This is a genomic window from Bremerella volcania (assembly GCF_007748115.1).
Classification (GTDB): domain Bacteria; phylum Planctomycetota; class Planctomycetia; order Pirellulales; family Pirellulaceae; genus Bremerella; species Bremerella volcania.
In genome coordinates, this window is the sequence record NZ_CP036289.1 from 83,954 (window position 1) to 99,731 (window position 15,778).

At 57.8% G+C, this 15,778-nt stretch carries 15 protein-coding genes; 10 read left to right on the forward strand and 5 right to left on the reverse strand.

Annotated elements, in window-relative coordinates:
• Window positions 1–21: 21 nt before the first annotated feature.
• The 3 genes from Pan97_RS00390 to Pan97_RS00400 all read left to right on the forward strand — a co-directional run bounded on the left by Pan97_RS00390 (window position 22) and on the right by Pan97_RS00400 (window position 2,260).
• On the forward strand, window positions 22–546 hold the full coding sequence (locus Pan97_RS00390) for a hypothetical protein (RefSeq protein WP_144969676.1): 525 nt from the start codon (window positions 22–24) through the stop codon (window positions 544–546).
• Window positions 547–670: 124 nt separating this feature from the next.
• A complete protein-coding gene (locus tag Pan97_RS00395; protein ID WP_165698542.1) occupies window positions 671–1,453 on the forward strand; it encodes a class I SAM-dependent methyltransferase in 783 nt (260 codons plus the stop codon).
• 285 nt (window positions 1,454–1,738) lie between these two features.
• Window positions 1,739–2,260 (forward strand): HEAT repeat domain-containing protein, encoded by a 522-nt coding sequence (locus Pan97_RS00400; RefSeq protein WP_144969681.1) that lies wholly within the window; start codon window positions 1,739–1,741, stop codon window positions 2,258–2,260.
• 263 nt (window positions 2,261–2,523) lie between these two features.
• Here Pan97_RS00400 and Pan97_RS00405 read toward each other — a convergent pair whose 3' ends face one another.
• Window positions 2,524–2,784: a hypothetical protein gene (locus tag Pan97_RS00405; RefSeq protein ID WP_144969683.1), complete on the reverse strand. Its 261-nt coding sequence runs from the start codon at window positions 2,782–2,784 to the stop codon at window positions 2,524–2,526.
• Here Pan97_RS00405 and Pan97_RS00410 point away from each other — a divergent pair.
• Both Pan97_RS00410 and Pan97_RS00415 read left to right on the forward strand, forming a co-directional pair.
• The gene (locus tag Pan97_RS00410; RefSeq protein ID WP_196782230.1) at window positions 2,762–6,151 is read left to right on the forward strand and encodes a S8 family peptidase; all 3,390 of its coding nucleotides are present in this window, start codon (window positions 2,762–2,764) and stop codon (window positions 6,149–6,151) included. The genes Pan97_RS00405 and Pan97_RS00410 overlap by 23 nt on opposite strands.
• Window positions 6,152–6,552: 401 nt before the next feature.
• Entirely contained in the window at window positions 6,553–8,079 is a 1,527-nt protein-coding gene (locus tag Pan97_RS00415) for an outer membrane protein assembly factor BamB family protein (protein ID WP_144969685.1), read from the forward strand.
• On the opposite strand, the gene Pan97_RS00420 is transcribed toward Pan97_RS00415, so the two are convergent.
• Window positions 7,994–8,905 (reverse strand): hypothetical protein, encoded by a 912-nt coding sequence (locus tag Pan97_RS00420; RefSeq protein ID WP_144969687.1) that lies wholly within the window; start codon window positions 8,903–8,905, stop codon window positions 7,994–7,996. The genes Pan97_RS00415 and Pan97_RS00420 overlap by 86 nt on opposite strands.
• On the reverse strand, window positions 8,902–9,753 hold the full coding sequence (locus Pan97_RS00425; protein ID WP_144969689.1) for a hypothetical protein: 852 nt from the start codon (window positions 9,751–9,753) through the stop codon (window positions 8,902–8,904). The genes Pan97_RS00420 and Pan97_RS00425 overlap by 4 nt, the downstream gene beginning before the upstream one ends.
• 478 nt (window positions 9,754–10,231) lie before the next feature.
• Here Pan97_RS00425 and Pan97_RS00430 point away from each other — a divergent pair, with 478 nt between their 5' ends.
• Window positions 10,232–10,669, forward strand: a complete 438-nt coding sequence (locus Pan97_RS00430; RefSeq protein ID WP_144969691.1) for a hypothetical protein — start codon at window positions 10,232–10,234, stop codon at window positions 10,667–10,669.
• A 128-nt stretch (window positions 10,670–10,797) separates the two neighbouring features.
• The gene (locus Pan97_RS00435) at window positions 10,798–11,649 is read left to right on the forward strand and encodes a WD40/YVTN/BNR-like repeat-containing protein (RefSeq protein ID WP_144969693.1); all 852 of its coding nucleotides are present in this window, start codon (window positions 10,798–10,800) and stop codon (window positions 11,647–11,649) included.
• 1 nt (window position 11,650) lies between these two features.
• On the opposite strand, the gene Pan97_RS00440 is transcribed toward Pan97_RS00435, so the two are convergent.
• On the reverse strand, window positions 11,651–12,592 hold the full coding sequence (locus Pan97_RS00440; RefSeq protein WP_144969695.1) for a DUF3616 domain-containing protein: 942 nt from the start codon (window positions 12,590–12,592) through the stop codon (window positions 11,651–11,653).
• Window positions 12,593–13,006: 414 nt separating this feature from the next.
• On the opposite strand from Pan97_RS00440, the gene Pan97_RS00445 reads away from it, so the two are divergent.
• Both Pan97_RS00445 and Pan97_RS00450 read left to right on the forward strand, forming a co-directional pair.
• The gene (locus Pan97_RS00445; protein ID WP_144969697.1) at window positions 13,007–13,978 is read left to right on the forward strand and encodes a DUF1559 domain-containing protein; all 972 of its coding nucleotides are present in this window, start codon (window positions 13,007–13,009) and stop codon (window positions 13,976–13,978) included.
• Window positions 13,978–14,379, forward strand: coding sequence for a hypothetical protein (locus Pan97_RS00450; RefSeq protein ID WP_144969699.1), 402 nt, complete (start codon window positions 13,978–13,980; stop codon window positions 14,377–14,379). Before Pan97_RS00445 ends, Pan97_RS00450 begins: the two co-directional genes overlap by 1 nt.
• A gap of 71 nt (window positions 14,380–14,450) precedes the next feature.
• Here the strand turns inward: Pan97_RS00450 and Pan97_RS00455 are convergent, their stop codons facing one another.
• The gene (locus Pan97_RS00455; protein ID WP_144969701.1) at window positions 14,451–14,870 is read right to left on the reverse strand and encodes a hypothetical protein; all 420 of its coding nucleotides are present in this window, start codon (window positions 14,868–14,870) and stop codon (window positions 14,451–14,453) included.
• A 62-nt stretch (window positions 14,871–14,932) separates the two neighbouring features.
• Here Pan97_RS00455 and Pan97_RS00460 point away from each other — a divergent pair, with 62 nt between their 5' ends.
• Window positions 14,933–15,733, forward strand: coding sequence for a TrkA C-terminal domain-containing protein (locus Pan97_RS00460; protein ID WP_144969703.1), 801 nt, complete (start codon window positions 14,933–14,935; stop codon window positions 15,731–15,733).
• Window positions 15,734–15,778 lie beyond the last annotated feature (45 nt).

Sequence of the window (15,778 nt, forward strand, 5' to 3'; positions counted from 1 at the left end):
TCTTACGTCGGAAAGACATTTATGGGTTTTCGGATTTCGTGGGTTGCCTCTCAGGGGATCGCTGCGGACGAACTGCTTCGCACTGCCGAGAAGCAGCGGACCAAAAAGCGAGACGAGATTCCCGACCTGGGGTGGTACCTTTTAGAGTTGCCGCCGTGGGTGTTGCTGATAGCCGACGGGCGAGACGACTACCGGGACCTCGGGCGAACATATGCGAAGAACCTTTCGGCCGACGGCCGCGAGACCCTCTTCTTTCGCTGTTCCGATACGTTCATGAAGACCGATCTGCGCTGCTATCGAGATGGCCAGGAAGCGTGGTCGATCATTTACAAAAGCGATGACGAAACCAAACGACCTGAGCTGGGTGGCGAGCCGCCGGAAGTGGTGCACCAGACGCTGGCCCGGCAGCAAGCCAAGCAGGCGGAAGACGACGGCGCGGACCACCTCTACGAATTGACCGCCGAAGTCGGCCAGGCCCTGACCGGTTTCCGCCACGACACCGACCCGGAAACGGACGACCCGCGACCGTTTCAGGTTTTGCAATAGGATTGAACCAAGCGTCTTCGTCGATGACGCGCACCAACTCTTAACTTGATCTTTCCTCACTCGATACGTTCTACTGGGCGCTTGGGGCATTGGTACTTGCTTAGCCAAGGATCGGGGGAAAATTGTGCCTGAGTTATCCGAAACGATCAGCGTTTTTAGTTCCGGCAGTGCCGCGTATGAAGAGGCATTTCTGGCTTTTTTGCACCATACCGATCAGAAGATCCAAGCCAAGAGCAAGATCGCCGAGGTGATCGACCGCCTGGCGCCGGTACCAGAGGCCAGTAAGAACGGAAAATTCGTAGACGTCGGGGCGGCGACGGGGGACGTGACGAGCTGGTTCATGTCGCGGTTCGACGAGACGATTTGCGTGGAGCCGAACACCCACTTCGAGTCGAGCCTCCAGCAGCACTGTCCAGGCGCCGAGATCCTTCAGAAGACCATCCTCGAGAACGATCCGGCCCGCCTCGCCGGGGCGAACTTCATCCTTTGTTCGCACGTGCTGTATTACATCGAGCCGGACAAACGGCTGGCGAATCTGCAAGCGATGAGCGATTGGCTACGCCCCGGCGGCATTTTGCTGGTGATCTTGCAGCAATCGACGACCGACTGCATGTACATGCTCGACCATTTTTTAGATATGCACTTCGACCTGCCGGCGATTGCCGATCGGTTTGCCTCCGGCCATGCCGAAGCGTTTGAGGTGGCGTTCGAGAAGGTCGACAGCCACGTCACGACCAGCACCTTCGACGTCGCCTACCAGATCGCCGAGTTCATGCTGAACCTCTTACCGATGACCTATCCGCCCAAGCGAAGTGATTTGGAAGCCTACATTCGCGAGCACTTTCAAACGGACGACGGGTATCGGTTTAGTTGCTCGCAAGACTTTTTGATCGTGCGGCGGAAGTGATCGGTGTGCCAGCAGACTTTTTCGTATTCTGGCGATCCACGGTTGATTGGAGCTCGCTGGAAGTTGAGAATCAGGACATACTTTTTCATCACGCCTCTACTTGCCTTCTTGGAAGCTTGCGATGCATGACCGAAGACTTGGAAATCCCGTGCGGTGGAACGCCCCAAATGAAATTTCGCCAGAAGAATTCTTGAAGTGATGATTTATCGTGATGGCTGCAAGTTCACGGTGATGGATTTCTGAGCGTGATCATCTATAGGCAATTCAAGAGTCACCAATGCAACGATGGAAATTCTCAATTCGTTACGGAAGTTTGACGGTAAGCATACCGATGTATTGGAACAGCTCGCGGCGAGAGTCCCGCGAGACCAAGAGTCACTGGCGCAGTTGCTGGCCGCGGCCGAACACGATGATAAAGCTATACAAGTCGCGGCAACATGGTTGCTAAAGCGCTGGAGTGACGAATCGGAACCTCTGGTCGAATCATGTGCTGCCGATCTGATTGCCTTGTTGCGGATTTCTTCTTATTGGGAAGTCCAACTCCACCTTTTGCAGATCCTTTCGGTGGTTTCACTTCCTAGAGGGAGTATTGCCGCTTTGAAGAAGGTGTTGCCTGATTTGGCCAGCGACGAAAACAAGCTGGTCCGGGCGTGGACTTGTAGCGTCTTCGCCGCGATCGGCGACTGCCAACCACGGTTTCAGAAAGACGCACTGGAGGTACTCAGTCGAGCCGAAGAGGATGAAGCGGCTTCGGTGCGGGCGCGAGTGAGACAGATCCGCAAATGTTATCGCTGGGCTAGGGCATAGGCCGAAAGTTTTCTTTCGCGCAAGGGCCATGTATCAAAAAATCAACATCGGTGCATAACAGAAGCAGCTAGCCGCACGCGATGTTTTCTTTTCGCCTCAAATGTCGGATTCAAGCCACTTGGACTTGAGCCATTCTCGGGATTTTTTCAGAATCCCTGCCCGCTCGATTTGACGCCAGGGAAGGCGCGACCGACATTTCCGCAGGACTTTGCGGGGGGAGCTATTAGCAAGCAAGGAATGCTGGCGATCGCTTCCCAGTGAGTCTATCTACTCCCCAGCGTGACCGGGCAGCCAGCTATCGGCAGCAAGGTGACCCACGTCACGCACTGCTTATCACGGCGACCGCGCAGCAGACCGCGCGGCAGCCATGTTCCTGCTGGCATGCAAGCAGCCGCGTTCCCAGGCAAGTAGCGGAAGCGGCTAGCAGCGGCCAGCAAGCACTTATCCAAACCATTGGCTCGGTTGGAATCGAGCCCTGAGGTGAAATTAGGAGCAGCGAAGGTGGGAAGTTTCGATAGTGACAATCCCGAGGTACGTACCGGGCTAGCACCATGGCTCTCTGGCGGTGCCAGTTCCAATCGCTCGAAAAAAAGCTCGCGCCGCGCGAAGCACTCCACGGCCAACGCCATCGAAACGCTGGAAGTCCGCAGCATGATGGCGGGCGATACGATCTCTTCCATCTGGTTCGAAGACGTCGCCGGTGACAGCTACGAGCGCAACGGTGGCGGCTACACGACCGACGCCAACGGCGTGATCGAACAAGCGACCCAGGATCCCTACACCAACGACTGGATCGTGCAGCTGTCCGGCGACGTGGCTAGTACGCTTACGTCGGTCTCGCAAGTTAGTTCACTATTGACCGGCGGTGGTTTCGAGGTCGAAGTCGTCCGCGGCCTGGGCCTGGTCGGTCAGCTACTGATTCGCAGCGAAGGGGCCAGCGCCGAAGACGTGGGTGCCTGGTTCTCGTCGTTGGATGTGATCAGCGGCTTTGAGCTCGACGTGGCTTCGGTGTTCAACATTACGCCAAACGATGCCAGCTACTCTTCCACCTACGGCATGAATCAGATCGACGCGCCAGAGGCCTGGAACAAGACGACCGGTTCCGACAGCGTGGTCGTCGGGGTCATCGATACCGGCGTCGACTATACGCACCCTGACCTGGCCGGAAACATTTGGACCAACCCCGGCGAGATCGCCGGCAACGGGATCGACGACGACGGCAACGGCTTCATCGACGACGTACACGGGTTCGACTTCGTCAACAACGATGGCGATCCGATGGACGACAACCATCACGGAACGCACGTCGCCGGTACGATTGCCGCCCAAGGGAACAACGGACGCGGCGTCACAGGCGTCGCATGGAACACGTCGATCATGGCGCTGAAGTTCCTCTCGGCCAGTGGTGCCGGGTACACTTCCGACGCCGTCCGGGCGATCAACTACGCCACGATGATGCGTACCCAGTACGGCGTGAACATTCGCGTGCTGAACAACAGCTGGGGTGGCGGTGGATTCAGCAGCTCGCTGGAAGCGGCGATCAAGGCAAGCGAACAGGCCGACATCCTATTCGTTGCCGCGGCCGGTAACGACGGCACGAACAACGACTCGAGCCCTCACTATCCGTCAAACTACTACGTCAGCAACGTCATCTCGGTGGCGGCGACCGATCAGAACGACAACCTGGCCAGCTTCAGCAACTACGGAGCCAGCACCGTCGACATCGCGGCCCCCGGCGTCGGCATCTACAGCACGATCGCTGGCGGCTACTATGCTTCGTTCTCAGGTACCAGCATGGCGTCTCCGCACGTCGCTGGCGTCGCCGCGTTGGCTTTCGCCTACGATCCCGACGCGACCGCGGCCGAGGTGAAGGATGCCATCCTGGGTGGCGGCGACTTAATCTCGGGGCTCAGCGGCAAGGTCTCGACCGGGATGCGACTCAACGCGGCCGGAACGCTCGATCTGTTGAACCCCAGCAGCAACGATCCGACGCCTGACCCCGAGCCAGAACCAGAACCGAACAAAGCCCCGACCCTGGGAAGCGTATCGACCGACCCCGGCACGGTCTACCTGGGCGAAACCAACACCATTACCATCACAGCCAAGAACGTGGCCGACGCCGATGGCAGCGTCTCGAACGTCACGTTCTACCGCGACTCGAACGGCAACGGAAAGTGGGACGCGACCGACGCGGTGCTCGGCAGCGATTCGACCGTCAGTGGCGGCCTGGCCAGTCTGACGATCAGCAATCCGTTTACCGCGGCCGGCAGCCAGCTGATCTTCGCTCAAGCGACCGACGACGACGGTGCCAAGAGCAACCTGGTAGCGACCTCGGTCACGATCATTCAGCCAGACGACTACGCGAACACGGCCGCTGGCGCCACGCTCGTTTCGGTTGGCAGTTCCACCAGTGGCAAGCTGAACTACGCCGGGGACGTCGACTACTTCCGCTTCAGCGCCGTCGCCGGCAAGACCTACGTCATCGATACCAGTCACAGTTCGCTGGCCGGCTCCGAGCTGACGCTATATGGCAGCAATGGCTCGTCGCAGTTGGCAACGGACTCGAGCACTTCCGGTTCCAAGATCGTCTGGACGGCCAGCAGCACCGGCACCGTTTACCTGGCGGTGAAGGGGGCGACCAGTTCGTATACCGGCGACTACACGTTGAAGATCGCCGAGTCGTCTCCGTTCCAGCTGAAGAGCGGAACCCTGGCGATCCTGGGAACCGATGGCAACGACAGCATCTCGGTCAATCATACCGGCTCGACCGTGACCGTCACGATGAACGGCAAGTCGTCGAGCTTCGACGCTTCGCAAGTGAAGAAGATCACCTTCGACGGCGGGGCAGGGACCGACTCGGCTCGTTTCTACGGAACCAGCGGCAAGGAGACCTGGGTCTTCCGCGCCGATACGATGACCGTTTACGGCAGTGGATTTACCTGGAGCACCGACAACGTCGAGTACAACTATGGCGGCGCGAGCAGTAGCGACTCGGTGACCTTCTACGATACGATCGCCAACGATACGTTCACCAGCAGCCCGACCAAGTCGTCGATGTCCAGCAGTGGCTACAAGAATGAAGTCACCGGTGCCCGGTCGGTCACGGCCCGAGCCATTTATGGTGGCATCGATACGGCGATGCTGTACGATTCGAGCGGGAACGATTACTTCATCGGCCGCGGAACGGACAGCTACATGCTGACCTCCAGTTCGTCGATCTCCACCTACGGCTTTGAGCGAACCAACGTTTACAGCACCGGCGGAAACGATCAAGCCTACTTGTACGACTCGAAGGGGAACGACACGTTCACTTCGTACGGCACCTCGAGCGTTCTGAGCGGTTCCGGCTACACGAACACCGTTTACAACTACGATCGCGTTTTGGCGATCGCCATGAATGGCGGCAACGATACGGCCACGTTCCACGATACGGCCGGCAACGACGTATACATCGCTCGCGGAAATCAGGCCACCATGTATGGTGCCGATTACTACGTGCTGGCTCAGGGTTTCGATCGCTCGGTGGCCGTATCGACCAAGGGTGGAAACGATCAAGCATTCTTCTACGACACCCGCGGTAACGACACTTTCTATAGCCGCACCGTGGAAAGCTCGATGGCCGGCCAAGGCTACGCCAACACGGCCCGCGGGTTCGATCGCGTCCATGCGATCGCTTCGGCCGGGGGGCACGACGTCGCGTATCTGTTCGATACCCAGGCCGATGACAAACTTATCGCTCGGTCAAATTATGCCTCGCTACAAGGGGATAATTTCTCGAGCTACGCTGCCGGTTTTGACGTTGTGAATGCGTACTCAACCGAAGGTTCTGACAAAACTTATGTCGGCGACATCGACTTTCTTATGCAATACTTTGGTGAGTGGGATGATTAACACGACCTCTTAATCAGCCCCTGATGCTTATCCTCTTTCCCTCCTGACTCGGGCAGTTTCCCACCCACCCCACCGTCGACCTACCCCCATCGCCCGGACCGCCCTGGTCGGGGCGATTTTTTTTGTTCTAGTCCCCTCGCCCCGGTACTCCGGGGAGAGGGTTAGGGGCCAGTCCTTGGCATGAAGTACGCAGCTTGTGTGGGTTCCGCATCGGAGAGGAACTTTTGCCGGGCCATGTAAATCGGTATTCGTTCGTGAATCCCTCACCCTAACCCTCTCCCTTCGAGGGAGAGGGGACAGGAGGTTGTCCTTTTGTTGAAATCTTCGTCGAAACCAAGCAAAATGGATGCACCTGCCCAGGCTTCACTCTTGCTGCGTTCTCTACTCTCAAGGTTCCTCTTATGTTTCGTGCGATGACTGCGCTAGTTGTTTCCGTGGGAATGTTTGCAGCATTGGCCTGGGCCGAATCGCGTACTTGGACCGATTCGACCGGACAGTTCAACATCGAAGCCGAGTTCGTCGAGTACGCCAAAGGTAACGTGACGCTCAAGAAGGCGAGCGGTGAAACGATTACCCTTCCGATGAACAAGCTCAGCAAGGACGATCAGGCATGGATTCGTACGTTACTTCGCGAGAGGCTGGCCGAACGGAAAGCAGCCGAGATGCGCCCCGGTGAGATGCGAACCAACGAGAGTCGACCAACCCGCGGCGGGAACGAGATGGAGAAGAGCGAAGACAGCCCATCGTCAAATCGAGGTGCCCCCGGCGATTGGCTGCAGTGGCGCGGGCCTGACTCCAACAACATCGCCCCTGGCCCGCCGGCTCCGACGCAGTGGAACGAAACGCAGAACGTGAAGTGGAAGGCCGAGGTCCCTGGCCGCGGCCACTCGTCGCCGATCATCGTGGGAGACCTGGTCGTCGTTACCTCTGCTGATGAAAACCGTCAGACGGCCGGCGTGTTCGCGTTCGACAAGATGAGCGGAAAGCCGGTCTGGCAGACGCCGGTTGGCCAGGGTGGTTTCCAGCCGGAAATCCATCCCAAGAACACCCACGCGACGTCGACCGTGGCATCCAACGGCAAGCAGTTGTTCGCCGTGTTCATTCAGAATCAGTCGGTGCAGCTGATAGCGCTCGACCTGCAGGGCAAGCTGCAGTGGCAGGTGAACGCCGGGCCGTACGTGCCGCAGCAGTATAAGTTTGGCTACGGTCCTTCCCCCATGCTGTACGACGACATGGTAATCGTCGCTTCGGAGTATGAGCAAGGCTGGCTGGCCGCGTTCGCGCAGAAGGATGGCCGGCCGCGATGGAAACAGCCGCGCGAAGGGATCTCGTTCAGCAGCCCGGTCGTCGCCAAGGTTGGTGGAAAGAATCAACTGCTGATCAGCGGCCTCAAGGCGGTCGCTGCCTACAATCCCAAAACCGGAGAGCCGATGTGGTCGGTCCCTGGGACCACCAATGCGACTTGCGGCACGATGGTATGGGACGGCGACACGGTCTTTGCCAGCGGCGGCTATCCCGACGCGCAAACGATTGCCGTGAAAGCAGGCCAGGTGCTGTGGACCAATAACGAGAAGTGCTACGAGCAATCGATGCTCGCATACGATGGCCACGTTTACGCGATGAACGACAACGGGATTTTCTTCTGCTGGAATGGGCAGACAGGCCAAGAGATGTGGAAGACTCGCCTGGGCGGCCCGGTCAGTTCGTCGCCGCTACTCAGTGGTGACAACATCTTCGTCGCCAACGAGAAGGGGAACGTGTGGGTGATCAAAGCAAACCCCCAGCGCTACGAACTGGTCGCGGAAAACCGCCTGGGAGATGACGTCTTCGCCACCCCGATCGTCAGTCAGGGACGTCTGTATGCTCGCTTTGCCGACAGTTCGCAGGGGCGTCGGCAAGAGTATCTGATTTGCATTGAGCAGCAGTAGCCGGCACGGCTTCTTTCGCCAGCAGGACTCTGGGAAACGCGATGCGTATGGGGAAGAGCGTGCCCCATACCAGCAGTGCTTGAAAGCCCAGAACCGGATAGAGGATCATGAGGATCAAGTCGATGCCCAGTTGCTGGGAATTGAATGCCGTCAGGATTGCCAAAAAGATCAGTGGAGCGAGGCCCCATTGCAAAACGCTGCAGCCGATCCCAAAGAGGATTCCGCGACGCGAAGTGGCAATGGTACTCAGACAGACGGGAACCAGGTGAACACCGGTCAAGAACGCGAAGACGACAAACGGCATTTCTCTAGCCTGGCTCCAAAAATGAAGGTCGGTTGCCTCGGCCAAGCGGAGGAAAAAAAGAAAGATACCTGCCAACCCGCATAGGATCGCGATCTCTGCCAGAGAGAATTGCAGGGACCAGCGGCTGGGACGTTCGGGGATACCCCAAACACGGCATGACAGAAGCGTCAGGGTGATGATGACAACGGCTTCCAGCAGAAACCAGGCACTCGCCCCGACGATCTCTTCTTCCAGCATGAGCATCAGCCCGCCGATGAGCAAAAGCGAACCGGCAACGAAAAGCAGCCGCCGGACCATGACTGGCCATCTACCAGCGACGGTGAGGAAACTCAGCATGCCGATCAGAGCGAATGGCCCGGAAAGTAACGACCAGATCACCCAGTGCAAGTTGCTGAGGCTGCCTCCGGCCAAGGCCACCATGCAGTAGGGTGATACGTTAAGTACCACCAGCCAGACGATGACCAGCCACTGCCACCACGTGGGGCACCTCCAACTGCCGGTGACTGGGGGAACGTCGTTCATTGCATGTCCGCGAAGTCTTGTTCGCCGGTGGGCGGTTGTGGCTTATCTTCCGTTTGATTCTTAGAGCTCACTTCAATACGCGTCTGTCGCACCAGGAAGCCAGGGAACGCGACGACCAGGGGAATCATGATCGCCAAGGCCATGGCGATCTGGCCGGTGTGGGCGGCGTAGAACAGATCGAGATCTCCTCCGTCCAAGTCAAGCTGAAGGAAGGTCAACGATTCGATGGGCGGGATAATTGCAATTGCGGCCAGCAACACGATGACCGCAAGCCCGCGCGGTAGGCGGCCTTTGACAATCAGCGGCAGCAGGGCGAGCGTCATCAGCAGTCCGGTGTAAAGGGCAAACACCAGGAAGTGAACGCCGGCACGTGACGCCCATTCGGGCCAGTCCCATGCATACAGTTCCGATACCAAACGAATGATCGCCAGGCTCACGCCGATCAGACCAACGCTGACGACGATTTCCCACAGCGCGATGCGGACGCTCCAGGTCGATTGGATTGGCAAGATCGAACCCAGACAGCCGAGGCCGAGCATCGCGACCGCGGTGAATGCCGTCGTCGCCGCGAGCCCCGGGGTGAAGCCCACCGGGCTTTCGTAACTGACCACGGCCATGATCCAGATCAGCAAGCTTTGGCCGACGAGCATGCTGAGCATTCGCAGCCAAACGGGACCCATGCCAGCGGTCAGCCAAATGCCCAGCAGCGAAGCGATGACAAAGGGAGCAACCAGAATGAACCAGAAATCTCCCGGTACCCACTCAGGGATAAACTGCAGCAGGAAGAAGCCAATGCAGACCGCCAGAACCCAAGTCAGGGCAACCCATTGCCGACTGGTCCACTTCATGCGAGTTGGTTCCTTATAAGTTGACTGGTGAAAAGCCCTTCTATCGTATCGCTTGTTCTCGCTCCTTACCAAATACGCGTTATCCAGCCCAGTTAGGTCTAATTAACTTGTTGTGACTTGTGGGGGTTTAGGGTGAGTTGGTTTTGACTTAGGGATTGAATCAAACGCATAAAATGGATGCCCAGTGAACTTGTTGAAGAAATAAGCATCCATAAAGGTATGTGCGCCTCGCTTGAGCATCGTTAATGATGCGTGCCGATAGCGGCTCGTGATTTGGCCTGCATTAGCTTTTTTAAAAGTCAACAGGCTTTTAGGGTTACGGTTGGTCCACGGGAAGCAACAAGCTGTTTTGGCACGTATTTCGCTTACACGGTTTTTTAGCATTCCGGAATGCGAACGTTAGCCTCGCGCACCGTAGCTCCGCAAAAGGAACTTGCGGAACTCTCCATTTCCAACGACTGGCACTAGGGAGACGAGCATGACCTCGTTCGTAGTCGCGTCCATCCTGACGATGGCGTCGATGGGGGCTTCCCCTGTCGAAACTCACGTGGTTGACCGTGTCGACCTCGTCGAAATCAATCACCTGTACGACCTACAGGGGCGTCTCGTAATCAATCAACTCATTTTCTACCAATGGGATAGTGCATCCCAGCGATTTCAGGTCCGCGCCTGGCGGCTGCTGAAAACCAACGATCAGCTTCCCCGCAAGTCGTGGAATCAGGATCAATTCATTTGCCATTGGCGCGACATGAACGTCGACCGGAAAGTGTACGCGGACAACGTACGCGAGACGTGGACGACCTACGATCCAGAAGTTCTCGAGCGGAACATGTTCCCCATTGAACAGCGGAGCGAGTTGAGTCAGCCTGACCAGCTTTCCGGACGCTTGGCCAAAGCCGAATCGGACGAGGAGTAGCTTCCAGCAACCAGCCACTGCACCAAAACAACATGCCGGCAAGGGCAAACGCCGGATTTAACGAGCTGCCGCGGGAACTACAATAGGAAAGGCCTCTCACCCTTTCCCACCCCAAGGCAGCTTTTTTCATGTTTATTGCGTACGGACAACAAGGTCTGCGAATCGCATCCGTCGATGGTCGAACCTGGTCTGAGCCGATCGTCGAGAAGAACAATTATTACTTCAAGGGATGCCAGTACGCTCAGAACCGATTCGTCGCGTTTGCCACGTACGGTGGAAAGACGTTGTTTTTCTCGTCGCCAGACGGGGCCAATTGGGAAAAGCTCAGCGAGCAAGACGTCGACGGGCGCCTGCATGACATCGCCTACGGCAACGGACGTTTCCTCGTAATCGGTGGTGACATGGATGGCCATTGGTCCTCTGTGATGATCAGCAAAGATGGCGTTCACTGGGAAGGCCCCACCAAGTTCGACAAGCAGCCCCTCTTGCTCCGCGTGGCATTCGGCAACGATCAATTCGTGGCGGTTGGCGTGAAAGGCCGGGTTGCCGTCAGCCAAGATGGCACCCAGTGGAAAGATGCCCAGGCACTTCCGGAACTCGATACGTTCATCGACATTGCGTATGGCAATGGAGTCTACGTCGGAGCGGGGCTGCACGGACTGCGGATGACCAGCGAGGACGGCCTGGTCTGGAGTCACCGCGAGGTTGGCCGCGAAGGGGAGCACATCAACTCGCTGCTCTGGACGGGCGAGCAGTTCGTGGGCGTCGGCCTGGGCGCGACCTACTTTTCCGCCGATGGCAAGTCGTGGCGCAGGGTCGAAAACGAGAACGCTCCGGAAACCTGCACGTTCGGTGACGGGCTCTATCTCGGTTCGGCCTGGAAGGGACGCGTCCTGATTTCCGACGATGCGATCCACTGGAAAGAACTGTTCCGCGCTCCGGAACATGTCAACGGCATCGCGTACGGGGCGACTTCTTAAGCTAGTCAATCGGCTTGGCGATTCGCAGCACGGTCGGGCTTCCCATAGGAGAGCTATCGCAGACCAGGACGACGTCGAAGTAGGCATCGGTCTCTTCGATGAGCCCGATGCCTTCGGGCTTGGCACCGAGATGGGGAAGGGGAACTTCGCCCAACAGCCGCGGAACGCTCGCCGGATCGCGGTCGTGTCCCGGGGTCGCGTCTTCGCCGTTCCAGAGGTAGATCCTGTACGAAATGGGCTCGTCCCGCATGGGACCGGCCAAGACGAGATAGACGCTGCTGGTTCGCACCAGGTCACGAACGCCACGTCCTCCGAAATGAACGAACAGCAGGTCTGCGTCGTCCGGCTTGTCGAAGTCAAGCTTGAGAATCGGCACGAGGCCTTCGCGTAAGATCGGTCCGCGGAATCCGACGATCAGGTCGTCGCCATGGGCGGCCAGTCCTTCCAGGTCGATGCCGTTTTCTTTGCTGGGAATCGCCAGGAAAGGAGAGAGAGTCTTGTCCGCCTTGAGCGTGGGCAATAGGTCGCAGGACTTCACCTCGCTGGCGAACTTTCCTACACCGAGGTAATCAATCTCGAAGAGGCCCTGCCGGTCAGGCTGCTTATCGCGCTGCTTCAAGAGCTTTCGGTTTTCTTTCTGCGACGACCGTGGATCGAGTTTCGCGCGCCTTTTCGAGTGCGAACCCAGCACGTACAAGCGGCCGCCGCTGAAAGCCAGTCCTTCGATGTCTATCTCCGATTCGTCATCGTCAAGCTGCTCGCTCAGGTCGATCGCGTCGTGCACGTCATAGTCGCCTGGCCCGCGCCGGCGGAGGATTTGGACCGATGCGCCTTCGTCGCCGGCGATGGCGACAAACTGTCCACCCTCGATCACCGCGATGGCACTAATATCGTTTGACGAATCGATCTGACCTCGAAAGGTCCACAGGCCGAGTTGTTGCATGGCTATGATCTTTGCTAACGAGGGAAGGGGGGACTTCCAAAGGTGGATGACGGACTCCGGTGCGATTCGTGAGAAGCCCCTAGCAGTCCAGGGCTTGGTCCATGTTTTGACCCGTAGGGGTCATCATCCCATCCTGGCGAGGAGGTTTCAATCGAAGGGCTGAATAGGAGCGTCCGTGGGGCGGACTACCGTTGGGTGGTGAGGTAAGTGGGAATTCGGGTTTTTCCTGAAAATGGCCCCGAAACATCATGGTGCCCTTGGTGTTTAGATAAGTCGGAATAAAATTCCCTAAGATGCGCCTAAAGGCGACCCACCCGCATTCGTTGGCAAAACCTCTGAAGTCAACCTGCAATCCTGCAGTTTAGTCTTACTCCTTCCCTCCTTCCTAATTACCCACTGATAAGGCCCCTGATCATGTGCGCGTCTGCAAAAGCCAGTCGCAGGCTAGGTTTTACCCTGGTGGAGCTGCTGGTGGTGATTGCCATCATTGGTGTATTGATTGCCTTATTGTTGCCTGCGGTGCAGCAGGCACGTGAAGCAGCTCGACGCATGAGCTGCACCAACAAGTTGAAGCAGTTCGGTCTCGCGTTCCACAACTACCACGATACGTTTGGCACGTTTCCACCAGGCTACATCGTGCTGGGTCACACCACCGGTTGTTTGGATCGTCCGCAAGACCAACAGCGTGCCCCGTGGGGCGTGCATATTCTGCCGTTCATCGAACAAGGCAACTTGTACGACCAGTTCGACTTCAACTCGCGGTTCTCGTGCAACTACGAACACCGCGCCACCTCCGGTAACAATCACGCGCTGGCAACCACCACCAACGAAGCGTTTCACTGTCCGTCTGATCCGTGGGGAAAGAACTTCCAAACCAGCTACGTCGTCTCGTCGGGCGGTGGGCCTCCTACGCCAGCTACCGGCCAAGGCTGCGTCGCGACCAGCACGTCGAACTTCGTGACCTACAACAACGGGATCTTCTTCGTGAACTCGAAGGTGGGTTTCCGTGACATCGTCGATGGAACGTCCGCTTCGTACATGATGGGGGAAAGCACCTTCGTGGTGCACCCCGACGGTCCGAGCAACTCCAACGCGAAGTACAGCTTCTGGGCAGGCGGCGTTTACACCCAAGCGACCTGGCGTTACTACACCAACGCCGGCGGTGCCGTCGAACCGATCATGCAGCCATACACCGGCGCGAAGACGCCGGACAACGTTTACTGCGAAGGTTGCGTCGGACGTACCTACAGCAGCTGGCATCCAGGTGGGTGCAATATGCTGATCGCCGACGCCAGCGTGCACTTCATGCCAGAAACGCTCGACCTGGCGATTCACCGTCAGCTGGGCGCGATCGCTGACGGCGGCCCAGTCGGAGGTCTTCCCTAATGCGTGCTAAGTCATTTCATCCTGCGAATCTGGGCGTTTGCCTGCTGTTGGCGGCCCTTGTGCTAAGCGTCGGCTGCACCGCCAGCGAGACCAACGGTACGCAGGTCAGCGGCAGCGTCACCGTCGGCGGGTCTCCGCTGAAAAGTGGCAGCATCACTTTCGAGCCGGACAGCAAGCAGGGAAACAGCGGACCGGCGGCGATCACGCCGGTCGTCGACGGCAAGTACCAAACCGATCCCAAGCGAGGCGTCGGCAAGGGGGCTTACGTCGTGCGGATTACGCCGCCGGACGTCGAGTCAGGCTCGGACGTCAGCGCGGTGGTGATGAAAAAACCGTATACCACCTCGGTGCAGATCGAACCCAACAAGACGACCTACGATTTCGACGTTCCCAAGCCGTAGCGTTCGTCTTCAGACTTATTAAAAAGAGGCGTCTTGAGCATCGATTCAAGACGCCTCTTTTTCTTGCGCGGCTACAACTCTTCGCGGTGGGCCTCTTCCAGATCCTTTACGTAGGCCTGTTCGACCATGAAAATCGCCCACGCCGTGTAGCAGAACCAGATCAGCCCGCCGATGCAGGCGATGCCTTGCAGGGTGAACGAGGGGTGGGACATGATCAACAAAAAGAGCGCCGCCGGTCCGATCAAGATCGAAGGGATGGCGGTCAGCCGAGCGACTTGCCCGGCGAACGTCTTCGGTTTGATGAAGTGACCGGCAAAGAAGGCGTACAGCAAGCGTCCAAAATCAAACGCTACGTCCTCTTCCCACTGGTCGTCGTAGGGATCGAACATTTCGATACCTGGTAGTTTGAGGTGAGGTTCGGCGATGTTAACAGGGATTCGATCGTACGGCTGGAATATTGGCGCGGCAGAACAACGGCGCGTAACTTGCATGTCTAGGTTATCATAGATTTTATCGTCCCATCCAAACGCTTTCGGGGGATACTTGCGGTCCTATGGCGTCGTTAATACCGATCATCTCTCTTTTCATGGTCATTTTCATGTCGCTCATGGTCGTTCGCATTGCGACCATGGCCTTGGTGCTGACCGGCATTTCGCAGCAGTTGGCTCAGTTTCAAGCTCGATCCGCGTTCACCGGGGCAGGCTTCACCACCTCGGAATCAGACAAGGTGACGCAGCATCCGGTCCGTCGCAAGATCATCATGATGCTGATGCTGCTGGGGAACGCCGGGATCGTGACCGCAATGAGTTCGCTGATGCTGTCGTTCATTAATACCCGCGACGAGAACCCGGTGAACGTCTGGATGAATTTCGGCATCCTGGGGCTCGGGCTGATGATTCTCTGGTTCTTTAGCCGCAGCCAGTGGGTCGATCATCGCTTGAATAACCTGGTCGAATGGGCCCTGCGCCGCTGGACCGATCTGGAAGTGGCCGACTATCAAAGTTTGTTGCACCTGGGTCACGGGTTCATGGTGATCGAGATGGTCGTCGAGGAAACCGACTGGCTGGTGGAACGCGACCTGGCCGGCCTGCGGCTTTCGGAAGAAGGCGTGCTGGTCCTGGGGATCGAACGTCCCGGAGCCGACTACATCGGCATCCCCCGAGGTCACACCAAACTGCAAGCGGGCGATACGGTCATTCTATACGGACAACGCGACGTGCTGATGAACCTCGACGAACGCCGGGCGGGCTCGCGAGGCAACTGGGATCACCATCGGGCCGTCGACAAGCAGCTGCAAGCGCAACGCGAGCAGGAGGAGTTGGAGAAGGAAGCAGAGGAGTCGAAGACGGAATAAGTCCACTCCTTCTGACCGAATCCGCGCCAAGAATTCGTTTCACCC

Coding starts and splice junctions, on each gene's coding strand:
- Pan97_RS00440 (WP_144969695.1), bottom strand. CDS start 12,592: ATGCAACAACTCGGCCTGTGGACCTTTCGAGGTCAGATCGATTCGTCA.
- Pan97_RS00435 (WP_144969693.1), top strand. CDS start 10,798: ATGTTTATTGCGTACGGACAACAAGGTCTGCGAATCGCATCCGTCGAT.
- Pan97_RS00430 (WP_144969691.1), top strand. CDS start 10,232: ATGACCTCGTTCGTAGTCGCGTCCATCCTGACGATGGCGTCGATGGGG.
- Pan97_RS00415 (WP_144969685.1), top strand. CDS start 6,553: ATGTTTCGTGCGATGACTGCGCTAGTTGTTTCCGTGGGAATGTTTGCA.
- Pan97_RS00450 (WP_144969699.1), top strand. CDS start 13,978: ATGCGTGCTAAGTCATTTCATCCTGCGAATCTGGGCGTTTGCCTGCTG.
- Pan97_RS00455 (WP_144969701.1), bottom strand. CDS start 14,870: ATGCAAGTTACGCGCCGTTGTTCTGCCGCGCCAATATTCCAGCCGTAC.
- Pan97_RS00420 (WP_144969687.1), bottom strand. CDS start 8,905: ATGAACGACGTTCCCCCAGTCACCGGCAGTTGGAGGTGCCCCACGTGG.
- Pan97_RS00425 (WP_144969689.1), bottom strand. CDS start 9,753: ATGAAGTGGACCAGTCGGCAATGGGTTGCCCTGACTTGGGTTCTGGCG.
- Pan97_RS00445 (WP_144969697.1), top strand. CDS start 13,007: ATGTGCGCGTCTGCAAAAGCCAGTCGCAGGCTAGGTTTTACCCTGGTG.
- Pan97_RS00460 (WP_144969703.1), top strand. CDS start 14,933: ATGGCGTCGTTAATACCGATCATCTCTCTTTTCATGGTCATTTTCATG.
- Pan97_RS00390 (WP_144969676.1), top strand. CDS start 22: ATGGGTTTTCGGATTTCGTGGGTTGCCTCTCAGGGGATCGCTGCGGAC.
- Pan97_RS00400 (WP_144969681.1), top strand. CDS start 1,739: ATGGAAATTCTCAATTCGTTACGGAAGTTTGACGGTAAGCATACCGAT.